This is a genomic window from Lysinibacillus sp. BS3, assembly GCF_039614735.1.
GTDB lineage: Bacteria > Bacillota > Bacilli > Bacillales_A > Planococcaceae > Lysinibacillus > Lysinibacillus capsici.
In genome coordinates this window covers 3138099-3163670 of sequence record NZ_CP154860.1, presented here as the reverse complement: position 1 = coordinate 3163670, position 25572 = coordinate 3138099, and the positions used below count along the sequence as shown (strand labels likewise).

At 37.2% G+C, this 25572-nt stretch carries 23 protein-coding genes; 4 read left to right on the top strand and 19 right to left on the bottom strand.

Going from position 1 to position 25572, the window contains the following annotated elements; translation table 11 throughout:
• Positions 1 to 6 precede the first annotated feature (6 nt).
• A complete protein-coding gene (gene putP, locus AAJG31_RS15605; RefSeq protein ID WP_269897941.1) occupies positions 7 to 1494 on the bottom strand; it encodes a sodium/proline symporter PutP in 1488 nt (495 codons plus the stop codon).
• A 198-nt stretch (positions 1495 to 1692) separates the two neighbouring features.
• Between putP and AAJG31_RS15600 the strand changes: the two genes are divergently transcribed.
• The gene (locus tag AAJG31_RS15600; protein ID WP_054549619.1) at positions 1693 to 2853 is read left to right on the top strand and encodes an SAM-dependent methyltransferase; all 1161 of its coding nucleotides are present in this window, start codon (positions 1693 to 1695) and stop codon (positions 2851 to 2853) included.
• A gap of 62 nt (positions 2854 to 2915) precedes the next feature.
• Here AAJG31_RS15600 and AAJG31_RS15595 read toward each other — a convergent pair whose 3' ends face one another.
• Together AAJG31_RS15595 and AAJG31_RS15590 are read right to left on the bottom strand one after the other, a co-directional pair.
• Positions 2916 to 4235: an FtsX-like permease family protein gene (locus AAJG31_RS15595; RefSeq protein WP_279493302.1), complete on the bottom strand. Its 1320-nt coding sequence runs from the start codon at positions 4233 to 4235 to the stop codon at positions 2916 to 2918.
• Position 4236: 1 nt separating this feature from the next.
• Positions 4237 to 4923 carry an ABC transporter ATP-binding protein gene (locus tag AAJG31_RS15590; protein ID WP_048394180.1) on the bottom strand — a complete coding sequence of 229 codons (687 nt, stop codon included), beginning with the start codon at positions 4921 to 4923 and terminating at the stop codon, positions 4237 to 4239.
• A gap of 425 nt (positions 4924 to 5348) precedes the next feature.
• Between AAJG31_RS15590 and AAJG31_RS15585 the strand changes: the two genes are divergently transcribed.
• From AAJG31_RS15585 to AAJG31_RS15575, 3 genes are all read left to right on the top strand, one after another.
• Positions 5349 to 5969, top strand: coding sequence for a DUF47 domain-containing protein (locus tag AAJG31_RS15585; RefSeq protein ID WP_004231927.1), 621 nt, complete (start codon positions 5349 to 5351; stop codon positions 5967 to 5969).
• Between the two features lie 21 nt (positions 5970 to 5990).
• Positions 5991 to 7007, top strand: a complete 1017-nt coding sequence (locus AAJG31_RS15580; protein WP_004231925.1) for an inorganic phosphate transporter — start codon at positions 5991 to 5993, stop codon at positions 7005 to 7007.
• A gap of 105 nt (positions 7008 to 7112) precedes the next feature.
• Positions 7113 to 9224: an MMPL family transporter gene (locus AAJG31_RS15575; RefSeq protein ID WP_054549620.1), complete on the top strand. Its 2112-nt coding sequence runs from the start codon at positions 7113 to 7115 to the stop codon at positions 9222 to 9224.
• Between the two features lie 46 nt (positions 9225 to 9270).
• On the opposite strand, the gene AAJG31_RS15570 is transcribed toward AAJG31_RS15575, so the two are convergent.
• From AAJG31_RS15570 to AAJG31_RS15495, 16 genes are all read right to left on the bottom strand, one after another.
• On the bottom strand, positions 9271 to 9879 hold the full coding sequence (locus tag AAJG31_RS15570; RefSeq protein ID WP_279493305.1) for an alpha/beta hydrolase: 609 nt from the start codon (positions 9877 to 9879) through the stop codon (positions 9271 to 9273).
• 17 nt (positions 9880 to 9896) lie between these two features.
• A complete protein-coding gene (locus AAJG31_RS15565; protein WP_004231917.1) occupies positions 9897 to 10088 on the bottom strand; it encodes a hypothetical protein in 192 nt (63 codons plus the stop codon).
• Positions 10089 to 10110: 22 nt separating this feature from the next.
• On the bottom strand, positions 10111 to 10575 hold the full coding sequence (locus AAJG31_RS15560; RefSeq protein WP_004231915.1) for a hypothetical protein: 465 nt from the start codon (positions 10573 to 10575) through the stop codon (positions 10111 to 10113).
• Positions 10576 to 10709: 134 nt separating this feature from the next.
• Entirely contained in the window at positions 10710 to 11333 is a 624-nt protein-coding gene (locus tag AAJG31_RS15555) for an NUDIX domain-containing protein (RefSeq protein WP_036079462.1), read from the bottom strand.
• Between the two features lie 11 nt (positions 11334 to 11344).
• Positions 11345 to 12436 (bottom strand): AI-2E family transporter, encoded by a 1092-nt coding sequence (locus AAJG31_RS15550; RefSeq protein ID WP_048394176.1) that lies wholly within the window; start codon positions 12434 to 12436, stop codon positions 11345 to 11347.
• A gap of 165 nt (positions 12437 to 12601) precedes the next feature.
• On the bottom strand, positions 12602 to 14299 hold the full coding sequence (locus tag AAJG31_RS15545) for a M3 family oligoendopeptidase (protein WP_048394174.1): 1698 nt from the start codon (positions 14297 to 14299) through the stop codon (positions 12602 to 12604).
• A gap of 140 nt (positions 14300 to 14439) precedes the next feature.
• Positions 14440 to 15000, bottom strand: a complete 561-nt coding sequence (locus AAJG31_RS15540) for a YdcF family protein (RefSeq protein WP_311198644.1) — start codon at positions 14998 to 15000, stop codon at positions 14440 to 14442.
• Between the two features lie 92 nt (positions 15001 to 15092).
• Positions 15093 to 16835 (bottom strand): methyl-accepting chemotaxis protein, encoded by a 1743-nt coding sequence (locus AAJG31_RS15535; protein WP_259950543.1) that lies wholly within the window; start codon positions 16833 to 16835, stop codon positions 15093 to 15095.
• Between the two features lie 215 nt (positions 16836 to 17050).
• On the bottom strand, positions 17051 to 18799 hold the full coding sequence (locus AAJG31_RS15530) for a methyl-accepting chemotaxis protein (protein ID WP_054549626.1): 1749 nt from the start codon (positions 18797 to 18799) through the stop codon (positions 17051 to 17053).
• Between the two features lie 82 nt (positions 18800 to 18881).
• Positions 18882 to 20177: an arsenic transporter gene (locus tag AAJG31_RS15525; RefSeq protein WP_259950541.1), complete on the bottom strand. Its 1296-nt coding sequence runs from the start codon at positions 20175 to 20177 to the stop codon at positions 18882 to 18884.
• Between the two features lie 64 nt (positions 20178 to 20241).
• Positions 20242 to 20961, bottom strand: coding sequence for a YebC/PmpR family DNA-binding transcriptional regulator (locus AAJG31_RS15520; protein WP_004231899.1), 720 nt, complete (start codon positions 20959 to 20961; stop codon positions 20242 to 20244).
• 201 nt (positions 20962 to 21162) lie between these two features.
• Positions 21163 to 21624 carry a low molecular weight protein-tyrosine-phosphatase gene (locus tag AAJG31_RS15515; RefSeq protein ID WP_066037998.1) on the bottom strand — a complete coding sequence of 154 codons (462 nt, stop codon included), beginning with the start codon at positions 21622 to 21624 and terminating at the stop codon, positions 21163 to 21165.
• A gap of 60 nt (positions 21625 to 21684) precedes the next feature.
• Positions 21685 to 22287: a lysophospholipid acyltransferase family protein gene (locus AAJG31_RS15510; RefSeq protein ID WP_048394163.1), complete on the bottom strand. Its 603-nt coding sequence runs from the start codon at positions 22285 to 22287 to the stop codon at positions 21685 to 21687.
• Positions 22288 to 22366: 79 nt separating this feature from the next.
• Positions 22367 to 23200 (bottom strand): putative RNA methyltransferase, encoded by an 834-nt coding sequence (locus AAJG31_RS15505; RefSeq protein ID WP_259950540.1) that lies wholly within the window; start codon positions 23198 to 23200, stop codon positions 22367 to 22369.
• A 2-nt stretch (positions 23201 to 23202) separates the two neighbouring features.
• Positions 23203 to 24570, bottom strand: a complete 1368-nt coding sequence (locus AAJG31_RS15500; RefSeq protein WP_048394160.1) for an MATE family efflux transporter — start codon at positions 24568 to 24570, stop codon at positions 23203 to 23205.
• Positions 24571 to 24704: 134 nt separating this feature from the next.
• Positions 24705 to 25472 carry a tyrosine-protein phosphatase gene (locus tag AAJG31_RS15495; protein ID WP_257961895.1) on the bottom strand — a complete coding sequence of 256 codons (768 nt, stop codon included), beginning with the start codon at positions 25470 to 25472 and terminating at the stop codon, positions 24705 to 24707.
• Positions 25473 to 25572 lie beyond the last annotated feature (100 nt).

Below are 25572 nucleotides of genomic sequence, written 5' to 3'. Positions count from 1 at the left end.
TCTCAACTATTTTCTTTCTTCTTTTAGCAGGGCTTCTGAGCGTGTGAACTCTTCTTCAATTTCTTTATTTGGTTTATATGTCAGTATACTGACAACAACCGCAACAATTAAACAAACAATGAAGCCAGGAACAATTTCGTACAACGCACTTGATAAAGCATCTACTTTACCCCAAATAAACGCAGTTGCAGCCCCTGTTACCATTCCGCTAAGTGCTCCGTAGTTCGTTAACCTTCTCCAATATAAAGAAAGTAAAATAACAGGTCCGAAGGCTGCACCGAATCCTGCCCAAGCAAAGCCAACTAAGCTTAAGATAGAACTATCTGGATTCCACGCTAGAATTGCTGCAATAATTGCAACAACTAATACAGCCATACGCCCAACAAAAACGTAATGCTTATCGTCTGCTGTTTTATTAAATAATGCTTTATAAATATCCTCTACAAGTGCTGAAGAAGTTACGATTAATTGAGAAGAAATTGTACTCATAACAGCTGCTAAAATAGCCGCCAGCATAATACCTGCTATAAATGGATGGAATAAAATCTGACCAAGTACAATAAATACTGTTTCAGCGTCTTTTAGCTCACCAGCATTTTGCTGATAATAGGCTACACCCACCAAGGCAGTTCCAATAGCTCCAAATAAGCTTAACATCATCCAGCCAATACCAATGCGTCGAGCTTGCTTCGTTTCTTTAACGGAACTAATCGCCATAAAGCGGACGATAATATGAGGCTGTCCAAAATAGCCTAATCCCCAAGCAACTGAAGAAATGATCCCTGCTGCTGTCGCAGTGGCTGGTAATAAATTTAGAAGATCTGGATCAACAGATTTAATAGATGAAATGGTTTCACCTATACCACCTGTTACAAATAAACCAAATAGCGGTACCATAATAAGTGCTAAAAACATAATAAGACCTTGTAAGAAGTCTGTATAACTTACCGCTAAAAATCCGCCAAAAAGAGTGTATGCTACAACTACAGCTGACACAATTAATAAGCCTGTATGGTATTCATAACCAAATGAACTATCGAAAAACTTGCCCCCTGCTACCATTCCTGACGATACATAAAATGTAAAGAATATGAGGATGATGATACCTGAAGCAATTCTAATAAGCTTCGTATGATCACGTAATCGATTATCCAAATAACTTGGAATAGTAATGGAATCATTTGTAACCTGTGTATATACCCGTAAACGTGGTGCCACAAGTAGCCAGTTTAGGTAAGCTCCTATTGTTAATCCAATTGCAATCCAAGCCTCCACAAGACCTGATAAAAATATCGCACCTGGTAAGCCCATTAGGAGCCAGCCAGACATATCCGCAGCACCCGCACTTAGCGCAGTAACCGCTGGACCTAAGGAACGACCGCCAAGCATATAATCTGTTAAATTAGATGTTTTAACAAATGCATACCAGCCAATTGCTAGCATGGCGATCATATAAATAACAATCGCTAATAATTGATACATGTTATCCGACATATTTTCTCCTCCTTATTAATCCTTAGTATCACCAATTTAAAAAGAATTACTGTATTTAAGATACCACGAATATACAATTCAACCTATAAATACTCGGAATTTTTATTAAATTTATTCCGAATACCAAAGATGCCATTGTCTTTTATAAAATGTGTTAAACTAGTGCCATCTATAACACAATAAAGTAGGCGAAAATGTATGACATTTGAAGAAATGAAAGCTCTGCTCACTGAGCAAATTTTGCAACAAAAGCTTGTGACAGCTACAATCAGTCAACCACGTATGAAATCAAATGAAATAAAACGTATAAAATTAAAACCATTAATGTTAAAAAATCAGTACCATATACAAATTGAATACCAATATGAACGGATTTTAAAACATGAAAATATTCTATTGGCTCATTTACCTTCCAAGCTTGACGCGTTTTTTGAGGATTATCGTCAAGCTCATATTGATTTCGTAGATGAAACGGTACAAGTACAATTATCAAAAAAGAACAAAGTCCTTTGGAAATCAGATAAAACAGCTTCACCTAAACAAGTCCATCTAAGCCATAATCGTAAAAAAAATTATTTACTATCTGATGATCAACCCTATCCATTTTTAATTCGACTGGGGGTACAAACAGAAGAAGGAAAGGTTAAGAAACAAAAGTATGATAAATTTAAACAGATTAACCGCTTCATTGAATTTATAGATGATGCCTTAACCTATTTACCTCAGGATCGACAGGTGAGGATTTTAGATTTTGGTTCAGGAAAATCCTACTTAACCTTTGCTTTGTATCATTATTTAAAAATTGAAAAAGGCTTAGACATTCGTGTTACTGGTTTAGATTTAAAAAAAGAGGTTATTGAAGAGTGCTCAAGAATAGCACAGGATCTAGGCTATGATCAGCTAGAATTTCTTGTAGGAGATATCAATGATTATAATGATGAAAGTGCTGTGGATATGGTGGTGACACTCCATGCATGTGATGTAGCGACAGATATGGCCTTGGCTCGTGCTGTGAAATGGGGAGCAAGTGTCATTCTAAGTGTGCCTTGCTGTCAGCATGAGTTAAATCGTCAACTAAATACACCTGCTCTCGATATTATGTTGCAACATGGACTTGTTCGAGAGCGATTTGCGGCACTTGCTACAGATGCTATTCGAGCTGAAATTTTATCGCTTGTTGGCTATGAGGCACAGCTTTTAGAGTTTATCGATATGGAGAATACACCTAAAAACATATTAATTCGAGCCTATCAAACAGGTAAAAAACCAAATGAAGAGCAACGTGCCAGCTATGATGCCTTCTTAAAATTATTGAATGCAACACCATTTTTAGCGAATGAGTTAAAAGAGTATTTATAACATACAGATGTACTTCAATCCAAATAAAAGGCGATCCAATGTTGATTGGACCGCCTTTTTTACTATAACTCTTGTCGTAAAGCTTGAATAACGTCGATTTTTGTTGCTTTACGTGCTGGGCGATAACCTGAAATCATCGCTACACCAATACTAATGGCTGCTGCAATAATGACTAGTTGCCATGGAATAAGAGAAAATGTTATATCATTTGTTGCAAAAGCTTCCTCCCCTGTTGCCGCCTTAAGAATTAACGGTAATGCTGCATTAGCCGCAAAGCTAATAGCATACGAGATGACAACAGCAATTAGCGTACCAAAAATACCGATAAATGTGCTTTCCATTAAAAATAACCGTTGTATAAGCTTCGGACTTGCCCCAATTGCCTTTAATACACCAATTTCACGTGTTCGCTCTGTCACAGCCATTGTCATTGTATTAAAAATACCAATGGAAGCAATCAACACAGCAATTGTACCAACAAAGATTAAGCCAATTTTTAAGACAAGGAAAAATACATTCATTTGATCTAGTTGCTCTGTTACTGAATATACGCTATAGCCCTTATCTTTTAACTTCTCTAAAATCGGCTTTACGTTTTCTAATGTATCCGCATAAATATTAAATTCAGAGTAAAACAGCTCATCCTCTGCCATGTTACTATCTGTAGATAAATTTTCAACCCATACTGCTTTTTGCTCTTTGTCCATATGAATAGCGTTATCAACCATCCAATCATAAGAAGGTTTCTCCATTACGCCAACAATTGTATAGCTCATTTTTTGCGTTTCATCATTTGTACCCGTGTGAGGAACTAAGGACAGATCTATGTTCTTTCCAATCAATGATTCTTTATAGCCCTCTTCACTACCATCATAATACGTACCCTCTGCTTCAGCCTTTTTATTTTTTTCCGCAATGACATCACGTTCTCTTTCATTCAATAATGTTTGAGCAAAATGATACCCTACAACAATTTCATTAGATTCCGTTGGATAACGCCCTTTTGCAAGCTTTCCATTTACCTGTTCAAAGTCCTGCATATCTGACAATATTAAATTAGAAGTAGTATCACGATCTTCAAAAAATGATTGTGCGGTAGCATTGACACTAATTGTTTCAAGCACCGTTTCTACATGTTCCATTTTTTTAATTTCTTGTACTTGTTCTTCAGTTAATTGCTTATCGCCATATACTTGAATTTTTGTAACTGTTTCGTTTGAAAGAATTTCATTACGTAAAGATTCCTGTAAACCAAAACCAACGGATGCTAGCACGATTAAAAAGGCACAGCCCATCGTTGCAGCTAGTATCGTCATAAACACACGCAGCTTATTTTTCTTGATATGCTGTGTTACAAAATCTAATTGATCCTTAAATAACATGTTAAGCTTCCTCCTTTACAAGTTCTCCATCGTACATGCGGAAGCGTCTATGTGCGATAGTAGCTACTTCTTCATCGTGCGTGATAATGACAAAAGTTAGCCCTAATTCACGATTTAAACTTTGAATAAGCAATAAGATATCCTGCTCGGTTTCTGAATCGAGACTCCCTGTTGGCTCATCAGCAAGTAATATAGGAGGATTCGTAATAAGGGCTCGTGCAATGCTGACACGCTGTTGCTGTCCACCTGACAATTCATTGGGATAATGGTCTGCCACTTCTGTCAAACCAACCTTGTCCATTAATTTCTTCACTTTTTCTTTGCGCATAGCCTTACGCAAACCCTGTAGCTTTAAAGGTAATTCGATATTTTCAAAAGCAGTTAAACCAGGCATCAATTGAAAGTTTTGAAAAATAAAACCGAATTGACGTAAACGGAAGGCAGCACTTTCTGTTTCAGTTAAATGGGCTGTTTCCTTTCCATTTACTTTAATAGAGCCCTGTTCAGCCTTCATAAAACCAGCTAGAACTTGTAATAAGGTCGATTTTCCTGAGCCACTTTTACCTACAATGGCAACAATTTCTCCTTTATGGACCTCGAAGTTCACACCTTTCAATACCGGCACTTGCTTTTCCTTCCCTCGTTTTCCAATTAAAAATGTATGTTGTAAGTTTTCAACCTGAATCATTAGTTAATAAACGCTCCTTTCCTATTCATTTTCCATTGTAGTAAACAATTCTTAATAAAGAGGGAGGATAAAAATGAAGATATTCTTAAGAATAAGAAGGTACTCTTCTGGTTATCAAATGAATTTACAATACCTTTACAATTCGAATGCGCTATTTTTATTACCTTCTATTATCTTTCGTGTCTTAATCTGTACTAATAAGTCACCATTACAGAAGAATAGCCATTTATAACAAGGTTTTATCTGTACTCATAAAAATAAATACAGCTGGATTACCTTATATTTTGTGAACGAATTGTATATTACAGCAATGTAAATTTTCATGTCGATTAGTAAATTTTTATGTAGATAAATTAAAGATTTTGTTATGATAGTAAAGTTTAGAGGTCGATTAATTTATTTATATCCAGGAGGATTCGATTCACATGCTTAACTCAAAAAAACAAGACCCTTTCTTTATTGCATTGCATAAAATTGCTGAAAATATGAGAGAGGCTGTACATTACGCAAATGATTTTCGTATTAACAGTGTAGCTGACCTAAAAGAGATTAGCATTACAATGAAAAATTATGAAACTGCTGGTGATAAGCTTATTCATGAACTGATTGTCATGTTAAACAAATCATTCATGACACCTATTGAACGTGAGGATATTTTAGAGCTCGCCATTCGTATGGATGATGTTTTAGATGGAACAGAACACTGTATTGCACACTTTGAAATGTTTTCGCTCACTGAGATTGATGAATCTATGCGCATTTTCTTAGGGTTTATTTCAAAAAGTGCTGATGAAATAGTCAAAGCGACAGAAGAGTTAAAGAAAAAGAATCTAATTGGCATGCGTCCACACGCAATTCTTATTAAAGACTATGAACGTGAATGTGATGAGGTACAACGTACTTCTATTAAGAAGTTATTTTTAAATGAAAAAGATCCAATCCGCCTCATTAAATTTAAGGATATTTATGAACAACTTGAAGATATCGCTGATCATTGTCAAAACGTAGCAAATACTATGGAAACAATTATCATGCGTAACGCATAATTAGGAGATGGGCACTTTACAATGAACACAATCATTATATTAACCGTACTGGTCGTCATCTTTGCCCTAACATTTGACTTTATCAATGGCTTCCATGATACAGCAAATGCTATTGCAACTTCGGTTTCTACTAGAGCATTGCCGCCACGCACGGCAATCATTATGGCGGCAACTATGAACTTTATTGGTGCTATCACCTTTGTAGGGGTTGCAAAAGCTCTAACAAAAGATATTGTAGATCCTTTTGCATTAAATGCTTTTGAAGGAGACACAACTGGCTCAGTCGTTATTTTAGCTGCATTAATTTCAGCTATAATTTGGAATTTATTGACATGGTATTTCGGTATTCCGTCAAGTTCTTCACACACATTGATTGGGTCTATTGCCGGTGCTGCAATCGCATCCGCTGGTTTTAATGTGTTAAACTATGGCGGCTTTACTAAAATCATCATGGCTTTAGTGTTTTCACCTTTACTTGCTATTTGTGCAGGCTTTATTATGATGACTCTTTTTAAACTATGGTTTAAAAATTTAAATTTATATAGGACGAATAAAGGTTTCCGTACAATGCAAATTTTTACTGCTGCCATCCAATCGTTCACTCATGGTACAAATGATGCGCAAAAAGCGATGGGGATTATGACGATGGCGTTAATCGCTGGTGGTTTGCACACTGGAGATGAAATACCTTTCTGGGTGCGTGCTGCTGCAGCTACAGCAATGGGGCTAGGTACGTCAATTGGTGGTTATAAAATCATTAAAACGGTTGGCGGTAAGATTATGAAAATCCGCCCTGTTAATGGTGTTGCTGCAGATTTAGCATCTGCTACTGTTATTTTTGGCGCTACGCTAATCCACTTACCAGTTTCAACAACACATGTCATTTCTTCCTCCATTATGGGTGTCGGTTCAGCACAGCGTGTGCGTGGTGTAAACTGGGGTATGGCTCGAAAGATTGTTACTACTTGGGTGATTACAATGCCAATTTCTGCCGTTATGGCATCTGTTATTTATTTCATATTATCATTATTCTTTTAATAGTAAGACTCCTGTCCAAAAAGTGGATGGGAGTCTTTACTTTGTCACACGACAAAATGTGACACATCCTTTACACTAATTGAAAAGGGGGATGTATAATCAACTATGAAAACTTTTTCAGCTTTTATTACAGCACATGCGAAAGCAATCGTAGTCATATGGCTTATTATTTTTCTAGCAATGGCGTACTTTGCTTTACAGCTTCCAGGCAAACTTCAAGGTGATGGTTTCTTTGTCGAAGCAGATCATACCTATGTTACCAACGAGCTAGCAGAAAAATTTGATTTACCATCTAATACGATTTTGGTTGTCTTTGATCCAGCTGAAGATCAGAAAATTGAAGACACTTTAAAAAAATTAGATAACATAAAAGAGATTCATTCTATTCAATCACCTTTAGAAGACTCCTCTTTACGGAAAGATGGTATTGCCTATGCTATGGTTCACATAAAGAACGATGTAGAAAACCTTCCTGACATTGTTGAGGAATTCCGTTCATTAATTGAAAAAGACGGAATTAGTATCACTGGAGGGCCTGTTATTTCTGCTGACATAAATACTGCTAGTCAAAAGGATTTGGCATCAGCTGAGGCCATTGGATTGCCAATTGCCATCGTGGTTCTCTTATTAGCGTTCGGTACAGTTGTTGCTTCTATTTTGCCAATCGTCATTGGTGTTGTGACAGTGGTTACCGCCTTTGGTATGATGACACTGCTCAGTGCTAATGTAAATCTATCTATTTTCGTCTTAAATATTGTTCCAATGCTTGGGCTGGCTTTAAGTATTGATTTTGCGTTGCTGTTTATTAATCGTTACAGAGAAGAACGCACACATACTTCTATTGCTCAAGCCATTCAAACTGCTATTCAGACAGCAGGTCGTTCTATCATTTTCTCCGCAGTCTGTGTCATGATTGGCTTAGGTGCGATGATTGTCATTGATGTAGAAATTTTTCATAATATCGCCCTAGGAGGCACTATAGTCGTCCTGTTAGCCGTTCTTTCTGGCTTAACATTACTTCCTGCCACTATGATGCTATTAGGAGATAGACTTAATAAATGGCGCTTAATACGCGTTAAACCAGGTGGGGCAAATCGTTGGCGTGGCTTTGCAGGTTTTGTCATGAAACATCCAGTAGCTATAGTGATTTCAGCATTATTATTACTAGGCATCGGCATGATCCCTTTAAAGGATATCCAATTAACCATTCCACAGGTGGACTCCTTACCTACGAAATATGATGCTCGTGCAGCATACGATAAATTAGATGAAACGTTTGGACTAGGTGAATCTTCTACATTATATTTGTTGGCTGAACGAAAAGATGGCTGGGAGGATACTGAGGGTAGAGAGCTAATTTATACTATTCAAGAAAAGCTATTAAAGGACCCATTAGTGACTAATGTTTCAACTATTTATACAGCTGCTAACATTCAAACACCAGAGGAGCTTTCTGCTTCTTTAGCTATTCCACAGGTTGCTGAACAATTAAAACCTGTTATTAATTCATTTTCAAAGGATACACAGCTATTTGTTCCAATTACAATTGATGCAGCAGGTTCTTCCTCTAAAGCTCAAAAATTTGCCCGAACATGGATGGACAAAGACCTGGGCGTGGATTTTGCACTTGGTGGACCAGCTAAATTCAACCAAGAAATCTTTGATGAAATTGCTAATAAAATTGTTTTAGCTATAGCAATTATTATCGTTTCTACATTCTTTATTTTAATGTTGGCATTCCGTTCTATCTTAATTCCGTTAAAGGCAATAATCATGAACATTATTGGGCTTTCATCTGCATTCGGGATACTCGTTTATATTTTCCAATATGGTCATTTTGGTATTGAAGCAAGCTCCATCGTGCTAATCATTCCAGTTATTGTTTTTTGTCTTGTATTTGGCTTAAGTATGGACTACGAAGTCTTTTTAATTTCTCGTATCCAAGAGGAATATTTAAAGGGTTCCGATAATACGCGTGCAACAATTGATGGCTTAACATCCACTAGCCGAATAATTACATCTGCAGCGCTTATCATGATTGTTATTACAGGTGCATTTGCCTTCACAGATGTAATGCCTGTGAAGCAAATTGGTGTGGGTATCGCTATTGCTGTTGCCATTGATGCAACAATTATTCGTCTTATGCTTGTGCCTAGTCTCATGAAGCTGTTTGGTGATTGGAACTGGTGGCTTCCTTTCTCAAAGAAAAGTAAATAACATAAAGAAAATCCGCCTCCCTTATAAAAGGAGGTGGATTTTTCAATTAAGCGTAGATGCTTTTATACCATTCTTTTGCAGCTTGTACTTCAGGCATTGTTAGTTGATGACCAAAATTAAACCATTTCGTCGTTACTGTTGCACCTGCAGCACTTAAAAGAGTTTCTAAATCCTCAGACTCCTGTGCTGTACACATCGGATCATTCGTACCAGCACCGATAAACACAGGTGTTGGAGAAAGTTGCGGTAATTCAATACCACGTCTTGGTACCATTGGGTGATGCAAAATAGCTCCGGCTAACGCATCATCGTAGTGGAATAATAAGCTTGCTGCAATATTAGCACCATTCGAATACCCTATTGCTACAATTCGTTGGCGATCAAAGCCATATTGCTGTGCTGACGTCTTTAAAAATTCATGAAGCTCCTTTGTACGAAAGATTAAATCCTCAATATCAAAGACACCTTCGGCTAATCTTCGGAAAAATCGTGGCATTCCATGCTCAAGTACATTTCCGCGAACACTTAAAATATTGGCTGTTTCATCTATTTCTTTTGCCAGCCCAATAAGACTTTCCTCATTACCACCTGTACCATGTAGCAATAATAATGTCGGCTTTGTTTCGTCTGTACCTTTATAAAAAATATGTTGCACTGACAGTCACCTCTCAATTATCTTGAATTCGAGATAATTGTAGCCTGTGGCAAAATTAAATTCAAGCTCTTTGACTTATTAATTTCACGATTTTCACGATTTGGCTGTTCTTCGTGATTTTTATAAAAATTAGTAATGGTATAAACTGAAAATAAACATGCCGCAATCACCACAACAATAACAATTCCCACTAATTTTTTTCCGTTCATCTATCATGATCCCCCGTATTTTTTATTTCTTTGTACGAAAGCCTTCTTCTAGTAAATATTCCTTTGCTGCCTCATACGTACCAAATGCCTCTTCCAGATTGTCTCCATGATAGACGTTCCACGAACGTTGCTCAAAAGCTAGCTGTAACTGACTACCATCGCGACTATGCCAAATCTCTACAATTGGCTCCTGCTCTTCTACTTCTTCAGATAAATATTGGATTGCGTCTTCAATAATTTCACGAAGTTGTTGTTCATCGTAATCGCGAATATTTACTAATCCTTTATCATTAGCTTCATTCTCATAGCGTAATAAATCTCCTACAAAGACAAAGCCATTGCCGTTTGGATGTAATTTCTCAACTACAATCGTCTTTTCGTAAAGACTGTCCATGTAATGATAATTTAGGCGCTTTAAAGAAATTTCTTTTTTTGTTAGCTCAGAAAACGATTCAATAATCGCTTGTTTTTGTTCAAATGTTAGCATATAAAAAATGCTCCTTTTCTTTACAATCTATCTAACAGTATAACTCATTTTTTCCTATTATATCGTGTCGTTTCTAAATCATTTTTGCGCAAGAAAATAGGACAAGCTAATATTATAGCTTATCCTATTTAAACTTATGAGGTTTGATTAAATATTTTTTCACGTGTGAATTTTATCACCTGTGCAACATACAATTCCCGATAAGGAACAAATTGTGCAGTACCTACTGGTCTGACAATTCTCACACGTTGACCATCAGGGAAATATTCATACCCTTCTATATTAAGTGTCGTCGTTTCTCCCAAGAAGAAAGCCTCCGCCTCATTTAGCCTCGCTCTAACTACACCCGATACTTCTTCATACTGCAAAGCAAAGGAATCCCAATCATGCTTGAAAGGATATATGTAGACATGGCAAAATTCATTGTCGATCATATTTTCAGAAACGATACTACAAGATGTCATGCCCATTTTGACAACTTCATGGACATCAATATTAAGTCCCAATTCTTCTTTTACTTCTCGAATGCCTGACTCTACTGTCTCAATCGCTAAAAGATGTCCTGCTGCTGTAATATCGAGTAACCCTGGATAATCCTTTTTCTGTGAACTACGTACTTGAAAATAAATATAGTCTTCATTTACAAGCCAGCAATGAAAAGTCTCGTGCCAAAGCCCCTTTTCATGCACTTCCGCTCTCGTAGCTGTCCCAATTTGCTCATGCTGTTCATTAAATACCTTTACAATTTCTTGTTCCATTGTTTCGACTCCTATACTGACTTCGTCGCTTTTTTCTTAATTGCATTACGTTGATCATAAATATTGGATACGATAACCTTTAAGACTGCATAAAATGGTACAGCGATAATAATACCAATAAAACCTGCTATATTACCTGCCGCTAAAATAATTGTAATAACCGTAAGGGGGTGGATATCAAGTGATTTCCCCATGACATTAGGTGTAATAAAGTTGCTGTCTATTTGCTGAGCAACCAGCGTCACAACCGAAACCCACACCACTAAAATTGGATCTTGAATAACTGCCACAATCAGGGCTGGCGCAAAGGCAATCCAAGGCCCGATAAATGGAATCATATTCATAAAGAATGCAAAAATCACTAGTAATAACGAATAGTCTAATCCGATAATTAAATAGCCTACATACATTATTAGTGCTAATAAAAAACTAATTTGCAGTTGGCCCTGAATGTAGGTACGTAATACATCATCAATTTCACTTAACGTTTTCTTTACCCATTGCTGACGTTCACCACTGAAATATTTATAGATGGATGGAGCAAACTTCTCATGATCCTTCAGCATAAAAATAAAGAAGAATGGAATTAAAATGGCTAATAACGACACAGATACAATGGATTGTAAAAAGGACACAAATCCTTTACTCGCCACTACTGCAATATCTTGTACCGAATTCGCCATTTTTTCGATAACATCATTTAATTGCTCAGGGAAGTTATCCTTATTTTGCGTTACATAGTCTGTTAGTTGCTGGATGCTCGTACTAATACTCGTACTAATCATAGGGGCATTCTTCACTAATTTATTGACCTGCTCGGCAATCGGGTTACCAATAATCCAGCCAAAAATACCTACCATTGCTATTAGTCCGAACACAATCGTCAATATACTTCCCCATCGAGGAAATCTACGTTTTTCTAAAAATCTCTGAATTGGTTCCGTCACATAATAGAGAACACCACCAAGTAGTAAAGGCACAAAAATGGCTTTTAATATGATGACAAGCGGTGAAAAAATCCAATGAATTTCTATAAAATATTTAATGATTAATAGTGTAAGTAGTATCCCTACCCCTACTTGAAACCAAACTTTCCTTGTCACTTTCTTTCACTTCCTTTAATAGCAGTTACTGAAAATACTACTGATATATTAACCATTTCGCAAGTATCCTAGTATTTTTTTACAGAACTCCTCTGACAAACTAAAAAATTCGCTCACTTCCACAATAATAGTTATCGTGGAAGTGAAACGAATTTAAGTCATCAATTATAGAGAAGAATCATCTATGGAATTTAAGAATGTCTCAATTTCTCCAATAACCGATTCAACACAGCCATCCTCAAATGGCGAGATTAAACCTGCCTCTTTTACAAGCTTTGTAAAGGACATAGAGCCACCTAAACCACAAAGATGAATATAGTCTTTCCAAGCCGCTTCAAATTCTTCACGTGAACGTTTCCAGAATTGGAAGGCACAAATTTGTGCTAACGTGTAATCAATGTAGTAGAACGGACTTGCATAGATGTGAGCCTGACGTTGCCAAATGCCCCCAGCCTCTAGGTAACTGTTATGATCATAGTCACGGTGTGGTAAATACGTTTCCTCAATTTTTTTCCATGCAGCTTTACGTTCAGCAGGAGTCATTGTTGGATTTTCATAAATAACATGCTGGAACTCATCTACTGCCACACCATATGGTAAGAATAAAAGACCACTACTTAAATGTGTAAATTTATATTTCTCTGTATCACCTTCAAAGAACAGCTCCATCCAAGGCCAAGTAAAGAATTCCATACTCATCGAGTGAATTTCACAAGATTCGTAGGTAGGCCATAAATACTCAGGAATGCCAATGTTACGACTTGAATAAACTTGGAAAGCATGTCCAGCTTCATGTGTTAATACATCGATGTCACCTGAAGTACCGTTAAAATTTGAGAAAATGAATGGGGAATGATAGTTTTCAATAAACGTACAATAACCGCCACTTTCTTTCCCTTTCTTCGCTACAAGATCCATTAAGTCATGGTCAATCATGAAATTAAAGAACTCTCCTGTTTCAGGTGAAAGTTCCTCATACATTTTTTTACCGTTTGCTACAATCCACTCAGGATTCCCTTTTGGTGTAGCATTACCTGATAAGAAGTTAAGTGCTTCATCATAAAATTTGAAATCTTCAATGCCAATTCGCTTTGCCTGACGCTCGTAAAGCTTCGTTGCAACAGGCACAATTAAATCACGTACCTGATCACGGAATTTTTTAACCATATCAGCATTGTAATCAATCCGATTCATACGAATATAGCCTAGTTCAACATAGTTGTTATAGCCAAGTTTAATCGCAATTTCATGGCGTACCTTGACAAGTTCATCATATAAACGATCGAATTCATCTTCATGCTGTGCAAAGAAGCCAAAGCGAGCATCCGTTGCTGCCTTACGTGTTTCTCGATCCGTTGACTCTGCAAACGGACCAAGCTGAGCGAGTGTTAATGTTTCCCCATTAAAGTCAATTTGTGCAGATGCAACAAGCTTATTGTACTCAGAAACAAGTCTGTTTTCTTTTTGCATCAAATCAATAACTTCTGGTGAGAAGCCTTTAATTTGATAAGTTGCTAGATCAAATAATTGTTGACCCCATTTTTCTTCTAATTGCTCACGAAATGGTGAATCAATTAAAGCTTTATAGTATTCTGTCGTTACTTCTTCTAACTCAGGACCTACTTCATCGAAATAATCACGTTCTGCTTGATAAAATTCATCGTTCGTATCGATTGAAGCACGAATATATACTAAATTAGCCATTGTCGCAAAGTCATTACTAATTGCATTGTGCTTTTCAATGATATTACTTTGCTCGTCCATCGATTGTGCTTGTTTAAATTGCTCAATGAGTGCTAACTGCTGCTCTTTCATTGATGCCACATTTGGACGGCTGTATTGATATTCTTTAAACGTTGTCATAAAAGTCCCCTCTTTCTGTCCTATACCCCGTAATATTTCTATTATATGCCAAATAGAATCTATTAAGAAACAATTATCTCTTTTCTGTTCCATGATTTTTTGAGAAAGAAGCAGTTCCTAAATATAATGGCGTTGTTGTTTTAATAGCCCACAATATATGTTTTTAATAACGCCGCCCTTTCTCTTATTCTTAATTTTGCTTCTACTGATTTTGGTGTTCTTGCTGATAGAACATCTACTTCAAAATCTAACGATTCAGCAAGATATTTTGCACGTTTCAAATGGAAGTCATTTGAAACGATGGTAATTTTCTTTGTCTCTTTTGGTAATAATTCTTTAGAGAATACTAAATTTTCATAAGTAGATGTAGATTGATCTTCTATGATAATTCTCGCGGCATCGATGCCATGCTGTTCCAAATAGTCTTGCATTACAGATGCCTCTGTACGATCTTCATCAGGTCCTTGTCCACCTGACACAATGACCTTAATATGTGGGTATTTTGTTAAGTATGGAACAGCCACCTCTAATCTACTTTTTAATGAAAGCGATGGTACACCACCTGGCCTAACTTTTGCTCCCAATATAATCATATAATCAGCTGAACCATTGGCCTTCGGTTCCATACCCTGATCAATTTCTTTTCCCAGCCAAATATAAAGAACGATTCCAATACCGATTAAAATAACACCAATTGTCATCAGCCACCTTCTCACAAATCATTCCTCCTTTACCTTTTATTAACGATGATAAAAAGAAAAGGATGCTTGTTAAGCAAGCACCCTGAAAGATATTATCTCAATATAAATCGTTTAATAGACTCCTGTAAGGCAGATATTTCATCAGTTAAATCATTGGAAGATTCGCTAACGAGTTGTATTGCGCGTTGTTGCTCATCTACAGATGCTGTTACCTCCTCAGACGCAGCAGCATTCTTTTCACTAATCATCGCAATGCTTTCAATCGATTGCATAATCGTATTCTTAGAGCTATTTAAATATTCTACGCTATCTGTTGTATCGCCTATAATGGCTATGATTTTTTCAACAGCTAATTTGATTTCTTTAAAGGATGATTCTGTTACCATGACAGAATCATTTTGTTGACTTACAATGATATGGGTTTTCTGCATTTCTCCATTGACTAAGTTTGTTTCACTTTCAATGCCTTTTAGCGTCGTGCGTACTAGCTCAGTTGCTACAGAGGTTTGATCAGCAAGTTTACGTACCTCTTCCGCGACAACTGCGAATCCTTTACCATGTTCACCCGCTCTTGCTGCTTCAATAGAGGCATTAAGTGCAAGTAAATTCGTTTGATCTGAAATCTCCGTAATCGTCCCCACGATGCCTTCAATTTCACGTACCTTGACAATTAGACTACCAAATACAGACTGAATATTCTGAACGAGAGTTGAAGACTCCCGCGACTTATCCTTTAAGCTTTCTAAATTGACTAGGCCTTCTTCATTTGATTTTTTCATATGCTGTGAGGCATCTAACATTAATTCATTTTTATCATGCAATCCTTCTATTTGCTGCGCAAACTCGATAGCCGTTCGGTTTGTATCCTCTGCATCAGATGCTTGCTTGACTGCACCCTGGGATACTTCATTGATTGCTTTGACGATTTCATCACCATAGGCATTTGTCTCTTCAGCTACTGCGGTTAAATTTGCTGAAGTTGATTGTATTTCTACAATCGCTTCCTCCACATCTGAAATAAGTGTTTTAAGTTGTTGTACCATTTCATTAAAGCCATCATTTAACTGTCCTATTTCATCCGAGCGCTGTAAATGCTCAATTTCAACCGTTAAATTCCCTTTTGCTACTTCACGTACACGTTTAGATAATTTTTGAACTGGTAATGCCAGGTGTCTTGATACAAGAATGACAACGATTGTCCCAATAATTATGGCACCTACTAATGTCAAACCAATTACTAGCAATAAAGAATTCGCCTCTGCATTAAAATCCTGCATATATGTACCTGATGCAATAATCCATCCCCAATGTGGATCTTTCTCAGAATAAATAATTTTATCCGCTAAGACATCCTGACCTGGTAGTTCAAATTCATATTGTGTAAAACCACCACCATCAAGTGCCTTTTCAGTTACTTCTCGAATAAAGTAATTGCCACTGCTATCTTGGTCATTCCAAAGATTATCTCCTTCTCGTGTTGGATGTGTTGTTAATGTTCCCTTATCATCCAACACATAGATATAGCCATATTCCCCTAAATCACCCGGATAATTAATAGGCCGTTTTCCTTCGCTATCTTTCGGACCAAGAAATGCTTCACGTACTCGTTCCTGCGCAACCTCTAAGGGAATGTCACCCTTTTCAACACTCTCGTTTGCGAGCTCGATTAATTGCAAAGCAGATTCAACACTATTGTAAAGTACCTGTTCTCCTATATCCTCCATCCCATTCTTAGCCTTACCATAACTAACTATACCAATTATTAAACTTGGAATAATTAGTAGTGCCAATGAAATAATAATCAATTTCCCCTGTATTGAACGTAAAAACTTCATACTTTAGCCCCCCTATTTTCTTCGTTCAACAATATATTACTTTATATTATGTTATGGTTTGAAAGTTTTCACAATGGGTAAAGCACAAATTATTTTCTTATTTCCCTTAATATGGTTTGTTTTATGCTAATCTCCAGTTAAATTTTAAATGCCAAAAATAAAAAGAACTATTTCTCCACAAGACATAAGCTTATAGAGAAATAGTTCTAAACTAATCATAATTTAAATGTATTAATCGTTTCTATAACCTCTTTAGATGTTTGATCTAATATTGTTACAACTTCATTTAATTCAGAAACCATCGTTACTTGTAAATCTGAGGCAGTTGCTACTTCCTTTGTTCCTAGGACACTATGCTTCGCAATAGCATTCATCTGTTCGGTAGTAGCTAATACTTCCTCAGAGCCTGCTGACATTTCTTCAATGACAGCAGAGTCATCTTGAATTTTATTATTCACCTCAAGGACAGATTGCAATATTTTCTCTAGACTTTCACCTATGTGTTGCACTGCTTTATTGCCTGCCTGTACATCTATGGTACTACTAGCCATCTCTTGTAACGCTCGATCAGTAATTTTCTTAAAGCTTTCTAAATGCATGTGTATTTCGTCAGCAGATGCTTTAGACATCTCTGCAAGTTTACGAACTTCATCTGCCACGACCGCAAATCCTTTACCAGCTTCTCCTGCTCTAGCTGCTTCTATTGCAGCGTTTAAAGCTAGTAGGTTGGTTTGATCCGCAATACTCGTAATGATGGTCACCATCTCTTCAATTGATCGGAACTTATCACCCATTTCCTCGACATGATTAGCCGTACGTAAAACAGAAGATTCTACGTTTTGAATTTGAGATACAACTTCTTGAGAATGACTAACACTTGTTTCCACAAGTCCCGTCATTGCTGATGATGACTCCGCAATTTCTGAAGTTGTATCAGCCAGTCGTTGAATACCAATTGACATCTCATTCATAGTTAATACAACCTCTTGATTATTTTGCTGCTGTTGCTCACTACCAGCAGCAATTTCAATAATTCGATCTGCAATTTGAGCGTTTGATTCTTCCACATGCTGAGAAGTCTCATCAATTTTTTGAACAACATTTTGTAAAGCAAATGTGCGTTGTTGAATCGTATGGAAAGTTTCTTTTAATTTTTGTAGTGATTCTCTGAAGGATTGTGCAAATATTGTGATTTCATTTGCTCCTTTTAGCTGGATTTTCTCCACTGCTATCGTTGCCTTAGCAATATCGCCTTGAGCAAAACTTTGTGCTGCATCACCTAAATGTGCAAGAGGTTTTAATGCTCCATTAATATAACGATATAGGATGAACATAACAATACCTGTTAAAGCTAATATGACAATAATTAATGCAGGTAAAATAGCCGTTAATACGGCATTCGCAACATTGCTTACCTCTGTTGCTTCTATATCGACCCCAACAAAGGCAACAGTATTCCCTGCCTCATCCTTTAATGGAACAGTACCAGATAAATAATCTCCAAAATCACTATGTAAAATAGCAGAATAATAACTTCCTGTATTCTTTACCTTTTCAATATCCTTGTAGTATGTGGTGGAGGACTCATCTCCTATAGCTCCAGCATTTTCTTGATCATCTGCTGGCATACCGTCCACTAAAAAACGTACCTTTTTATCTTCCTGTGGTACTGCGAAAGTATAGGCATAGAGAACACCATTTATTTCACGTAATTCGTTGAGCTCTTCTCGAAGTCGCCAATATAACTCAGATTCTTTTGGTTCCTTTGAGAGTTGCTCATATTCAGCAGCATTTAGATGTTTTGCAATATTCTCAGCAACTGCAACTGCCTGTGTTCCCATGGTTTTATTAACAGATGATTTTGCTGTGTAGATTGTTGTTATAACGAAAAAAGATAACAAAGCCACTAACATTACTAATGACATTAACACTATTTTATTGCTTAATTTGCCTGTCGCTCGCATACTTTCCTCCTTTAATATACTGATATACTAATATCTTAATAGTTCCTATTGTACTATTTTTTCAACTATTTCGACAATAAATCTATGATATTAAGCATATCCAAATAATTAATGCAATTAAAGTGGCGAACAGTGTCGGAATGGTAAGAATAACACCGATTTTAAAATATTGTCCCCAGCTAATTTTAATGCCTTTCTGGGCTAATATATGAAGCCATAGTAATGTTGCCAGTGAACCAATCGGTGTCATTTTTGGACCTAAATTCGTACCAATTATATTTGCATAAATCAGTCCCTCTTTCATCATGCCCGATGCGCTTGTTTCTGAAATCGCCAAAGCATCTATCATAACAGTAGGTAAATTGTTCATGAAAGCAGACAAAATGGCAGCGACAAATCCCATTGTCATCGTTGCTACTACGAAGCCCTGTTGTATAGCTAGTTCAAATAAATTTGCTAACATTCCTGTCATCCCTACATTTTTTAACCCATAGACAACCACATACATGCCAATTGAGAAGAACACAATATTCCATGGCGCTCCTTTTACAACTCTTTTTGTATCTACCACAGAGCTACGCTGTGCTAGCCATAAGAATATTGCAGCGACCCCACATAAAATAAAAGATACAGGGATGTGTAAAACCTCACCAGCTACGAAGCCCACTAATAGAATCCCAATTACATACCAAGCGATCGAAAATAATTTGGGATCTCGGATTGCCTGACTTGGTTGCTCAACGGCCTCAAGAGAATAATGTTGTGGTATGGAACGGCGAAAAACAATGTAAAGTACTACTATACTTGCCACTAACGAAAAGAAATTCGGTACAAGCATATGAACTGCATAATCTATAAAGCCTATATCGAAAAAGTCAGCTGATACGATATTCGTTAAATTGCTAATAACGAACGGTAACGAGGTTGTATCTGCTATAAATCCACTTGCAATAATAAATGGAAAGATCATTTTTTCACTCAAGTTCAGTTTTCTCACCATCGCTAAAACGATCGGCGTTAGAATTAAAGCACCCCCATCGTTCGCAAACAAAGCCGATACAACAGCTCCAAGGCAACTAATATAAACAAATAAGCGAATTCCACTTCCCTTTGCAAGTCGTGCCATATGTAGAGCAGCCCATTCGAAAAAGCCAATTTCATCTAAGATGAGTGAAATTAAAATAATACCAATAAATGATAGCGTTGCATTCCAAACAATCCCCGTTACCTCTAACACATCATGCCAGGTTACTACACCTATTAATAGCGCAATAGCTGCTCCTATACAGGCTGACCAGCCAATTGATAGTTTTCGTGGTTGCACTATGACAAAAAATAATGTGACTAAAAATAAAATAATGGCTAAAGCAGTCTGCATCGTTTTCCTCCCTAATTAAAAACCAGTAGCTTAAATGCTACTGGTTTACTCATTTTGTTAATATTTATTCGCCTAAATCTGCATTGTGGAAAACATTCTGTACATCTTCTAAATCTTCTAATGCATCAATTAGTTTTTCAAACTTCGCTACATCGTCGCCAGTTAAAGTCACTTCTGTTTGAGGCAACATAGAAAGCTCTGCTACTGTAAATTCTTCTACGCCCGCAGCCTTTAATGCTTCTTGTGTCGCAAAGAATTGGTCTGGCTCTGCATAAATAATTACCGCTTCTTCCTCTTCTAGAATATCGCGAGCATCAATATCAGCTTCCATTAAAATCTCTAGTACTTCATCAGCAGTTTTACCTTCTAAGCCAATAACTGCTGTTGAATCGAACATATAAGCTACAGATCCACTGACACCCATATTGCCGTTATTTTTACCAAATGCTGCACGTACATCTGATGCTGTACGATTTACATTGTTTGTTAAAGCATCCACGATAATCATTGTGCCGGCTGGTCCAAAGCCTTCATAACGTAATTCATCAAAGCTTTCATCACCGCCACCTTTTGCTTTATCAATGGCTTTTTCTATAATATGTTTTGGAACACTGTATGTTTTTGCGCGTTCAAGCACTACTTTAAGTGCACGGTTTGACTCTGGATCTGGTTCGCCTGATTTAGCTGCCACATAAATTTCTCGCCCAAATTTTGCATTAATACGGCTTGTGCTTTGATCTTTAGACGCTTTCTTTTCTTTAATATTGTTCCACTTACGACCCATTGTTTCCACTCTCTTTCAAAAGATAAATTTATAAAAATAATAGATACACAGTTGTATATCTGTAAATGGTAATTAAATACTTATCGTATCTTTACTCTGCAAATAATAACACAATGATGCTTACAAAGCTAGATATACCAATGTTTAAGGTAGCATTTTTCTAAAAAAATGGCTGTTAAAATTTACGATTTTAGCGCCATCTTACAACAGCTCTTGTTTAATTTTTGCTAGCAATGCCCGACAGCCTTCTTGCACCAATTCATAGGTTTCCTGAAAATCACCTGTATAATAAGGATCCGGGACATCCTTACGATGCGCTGTTAAATCTAAAAAACGAAAAATCTTTGGCGAGTTTGGATTGCCTAGTATTGTGCGGATATTACGAATATTGCTTTCATCCATTCCAATAATATAAGCAAACTTTTCAAAATCAGACTTTTGTAATTGTCGACCTTGCATATCTATTGTAGAAATACCATATTCCCTAAGCTTATCCTGTGTACCTCTATGTGGAGGTTCGCCAATATGCCATGAGCTAGTAGCAGCGGAATCCACTTCAATTTTATCTTCTAAATGCTCTTTCTTCACCATGTCGCGCATGACCGCCTCAGCCATGGGTGAGCGACAGATATTACCTAAACATACGAAAAGTACTCGAATCATTTTATTTTCCTCCTACAACAAAGCACTCAAAATCAATTTGATTCTGAGTGCCGTTTGCTTTTATTTTACGGGAATACGTTTCTGTAGTTCTTCTGTTAGAGCAACTAATTCATGCTCAAGGTGTTGAGTAAACTGCTCACGACCTTCTTTACCCTTGCCTGTTACATAAAAAGGCTCACCATAAATTAAATAGCCTTTGCCTCGCTTCATTACATCACCCACATTACGTGCACCAACATAAGCAGCTGGAACAATTTGCGCCTTTGCCAACTGTGCAATGGTAATAGCCCCTTGTTTTAAATCTGTTCCTTCTGCACTACGTGTCCCAGAGGGGAAAATCCCTACAATTTTACCTTCCTTCAATAACTGCGAAGGAATTTTAATCACGCTTGGTCCAGGATTATCACGGTCTACCGGAAAAGCATTTAAATGCTTAACAAGCCAGCCAAGCCCTTTCATTTCAAATAATTGCTTCTTCGCCATAAAGTGAATTTCACGAGGGTACATGGCTACACCAAGGTTTAAAATATCCACATAGCCAGTATGTGTGCAAGCTATAATAAACCCACCCTCTTTCGGCAAGTTTTCTTCTCCGTATACACGAGCCTTTGAACCCATTAATTTTAATATTACTTTGACAACATTTGCTGCTAGTTTATACACTGTTACATTCCTACCTTATTCAATAGTTATTCCCATTGTAATCGAAAAGACCAGTATACTGCAATTGCAGGTGACCAACTTAAACCTTCCCTACTAATAGATCCACATCAATCGTGATTTCATTTAGTTCAACGGCTGTTTGTTCTGCTTTATGCCAACCCATTGGTGTCATCTCTAATAGCGCGGGTACTAGCTCTTCTGAAAGCGGTAAAGTATAAGTTACACGTTCTACGTTTACCTCACGAAAACTATCTTGAAAACGAGCTACAATTTGTTCATTAGAGTAAGTTTCCCTGTTTGAATCTGCATATAATTGAGCTCGCAGTTCCCGCAAATAACCACTTTGTGGTACAACCTTCACAAGATAGCCATTCGGTTTAAGAAGTCGTTTAAACTCCTCATAATTTGCTGGTGATAGTATATTTAAAATGGCATCGAAACTCGCTTGAGCAAATGGACTTTTAGCTAAATCCCCTACACACCAAATTTGTTGAGGATAATGACGTGCTGCAGCCAAAATGCCCTCCTTCGCTATGTCAATTCCAACGCCAATACCATGATCTCTATCATTCATAATGCGAGCTAAATGTGAGCCCTCTCCACAACCAGTATCGAGCACCGTTTTTGCAGAGCTTATAAGCTCACCGATTCGGGCTTCTACAGCATCATAAATCCCACTATCAATAACAGCCTTGCGGGATTCAAAAAGGCTCTTACTATATTTAGAAGCGGCGTTATGTGTCAGCATATTGACATAGCCTTGTTTCGCAATATCAAAGGAATGGTTAGAAGTACAAACCAATCTCCCCTGCTCATAGACATACATTGATTGCTGACAGATTGGACAAGCAAAAAGGGTGATATGTTGATCCATTAATGCCGCCCCGATAGCACGTTTCGATAATGCGCCCATTTCTATGCCTCCTTTTTGTCGTTCGGTGATACAAGAGCATAACGCTCCCATTTACGACTTTTCCATCTAAAGTATACGATAATTGCCCGCACCCATTCATCTGCTGAAATGGCTAGCCAAATTCCGACCAAGCCCCAATCCAATACAAAGACAAATAAATAGCCAAGCGGCAGGCTCATGCAAACCATTGATAGAAAACCAATTTTCACAGGGAATCTAGCATCCCCAGAAGCGCGTAAAGAGTTAATGACAACGATATTCATTGTGCGACCAGTCTCTAGCAAAATACTTAATGCTAACACGGATGCCCCAATCTTAATAACTTCTGGATTATCAGTAAATACCTGCATAAGTGGCTTACGGAATAGCGTAACGACTGCGACCATAATAATCGTAAAAGCAAATGCTGCACGAACACTTTTCCATAGCTGATGATACGCCTCATCTTTTTCTCCTGCACCTACATGACGACCAATAATAATGGCTGTTCCTGTACCAATGGCAATTGCAAATAAATACGTAAACATCGAAATATTCATAGCATATTGTCGTGCTGCTAGTGTTTCTGCTCCTAAGTAAGTCGCATAATATAAAAAGATGATTTGGCAAAATTGATAAAGTACCTGTTCAAACGCAGATGGTAAACCAATGTTTAGTATTTTTCTCACATATTCCTTTGAATACTCAAAATAATATTGTAACTTTACGCGCACTTCCATTACCTGATACAGCAACCAGAAAAATACTAGGACGGCTAATCCGCGACTAATGACAGAGGAAATAGCCGCTCCTTTCACACCAAGCTCTGGTAAACCTAAATTCCCAAAAATAAGGCCGTAGTTTAGCACAACATGTAAGACGTTCATGCCAAGCGAAACGTACATAGTTTGTTTTGTCCAACCATGTACACGAATAATTGCAGCGAGTGCATTAATAATAGCCTGTAGGAAAATAAAACTCCCAATGATGGCTAAGTAACTTTGTGCATAGTGGAGTACTTCTCCCTGCAAGTTCATCATTGTCATTAAATGTCTCGCAAAGAAGAAAAATAAAATACTCATTAAAAGCCCAACGACCAAATTCATCGTGACCGCTAACGCCGAGATCTTGGCCGCTTCAAAAAAGCGTTTGGAGCCTAAATACTGAGAAACAACAATAGATGCACCATTGCCCACTACCTCCAGAATCAAGATGGCAATATGGATATATTGATTGGCTGCACCTACTCCTGATACAGCATTATCTGATAAAGCACTGAGCATAAAAGTATCGGCTAGTCCCATCAACATAAATAGAAAAACTTCTAAGAAGATTGGCCATGTTAAATGGAATAGACTTAACTTATTTGTCTCTTTAATTGTGTCTGCCAATACTTTCACTTCTCCTATTTTTTCTTAAAAATCTATTGTATCTTATCACAAATATTCAGACTGTAAAGAGATTTATAGGAAGACAGCGCTTCCACATAAAAAATCCCTTTCACATCGTGTGAAAGGGCTCATTTTTAAATTAAGCAATAAGATTGTAATTGCTCTCGTTTTTCAATTGTTAGGCCAAATTCCTGCTCTAAAAACCCAGTCTTAGAACCATAGCGACGATCCATCGCATCCAATGCTGCTTGTAAATAGTCTTCACGGGCGGACATTAATGCATAAAATTGCTGTAGTTCTTGCTCATTATACTGATGCTGAATAGCCTGAGCCATTCGTTCTACCATTGGACGTAAATGTATATTAGTATCTAAATAATCCTCCATGATAGTCTCCTCAGGTACATCTAAAGCTAGTAAAATAAGTGCTCCTCCAATACCCGTTCGGTCCTTACCAACTGCGCAATGATGTACAAGACCTAGATTATTAGGATTTTGAATCGTTTGCATTAACTCTTTAAATGAAAGATTGTTAAAAGGCATTTGTGCATAAAAATCCCGAAACATCTCAGGGCTTACCACTTTATAGAAATCTCTACCACCAGCATTGGTTGGCATTTCAAAACCATGATTACCCTTCGCTGGGATTTGTATATATTGAGCATGCGAGAACACTGGGTTAGGATTATGATACGCCTCATTGTTATCGCGATAATCAAAAATGGTTTTAATCCCTAACGTTTCAAATAGCTCTTTATCCGCCAGTGTCATTTTTCCAAGGGCAGCTGAGCGGTAAAATAAACCGTTCTTTACCCTACGCCCATCTTTTGTTTTATATCCACCCATGTCTCGGAAATTATAGACTGCTTCAAATGGAATTACCTTTGTCTCTAATTGCTCCAATCACTACACCTCCTAAGATTATCAAGCATACTTACTTTTATTTTAAAGAACAAACTACATTAATTCCAATTTTCACGCTAGGTAATAATTTAAACCACAT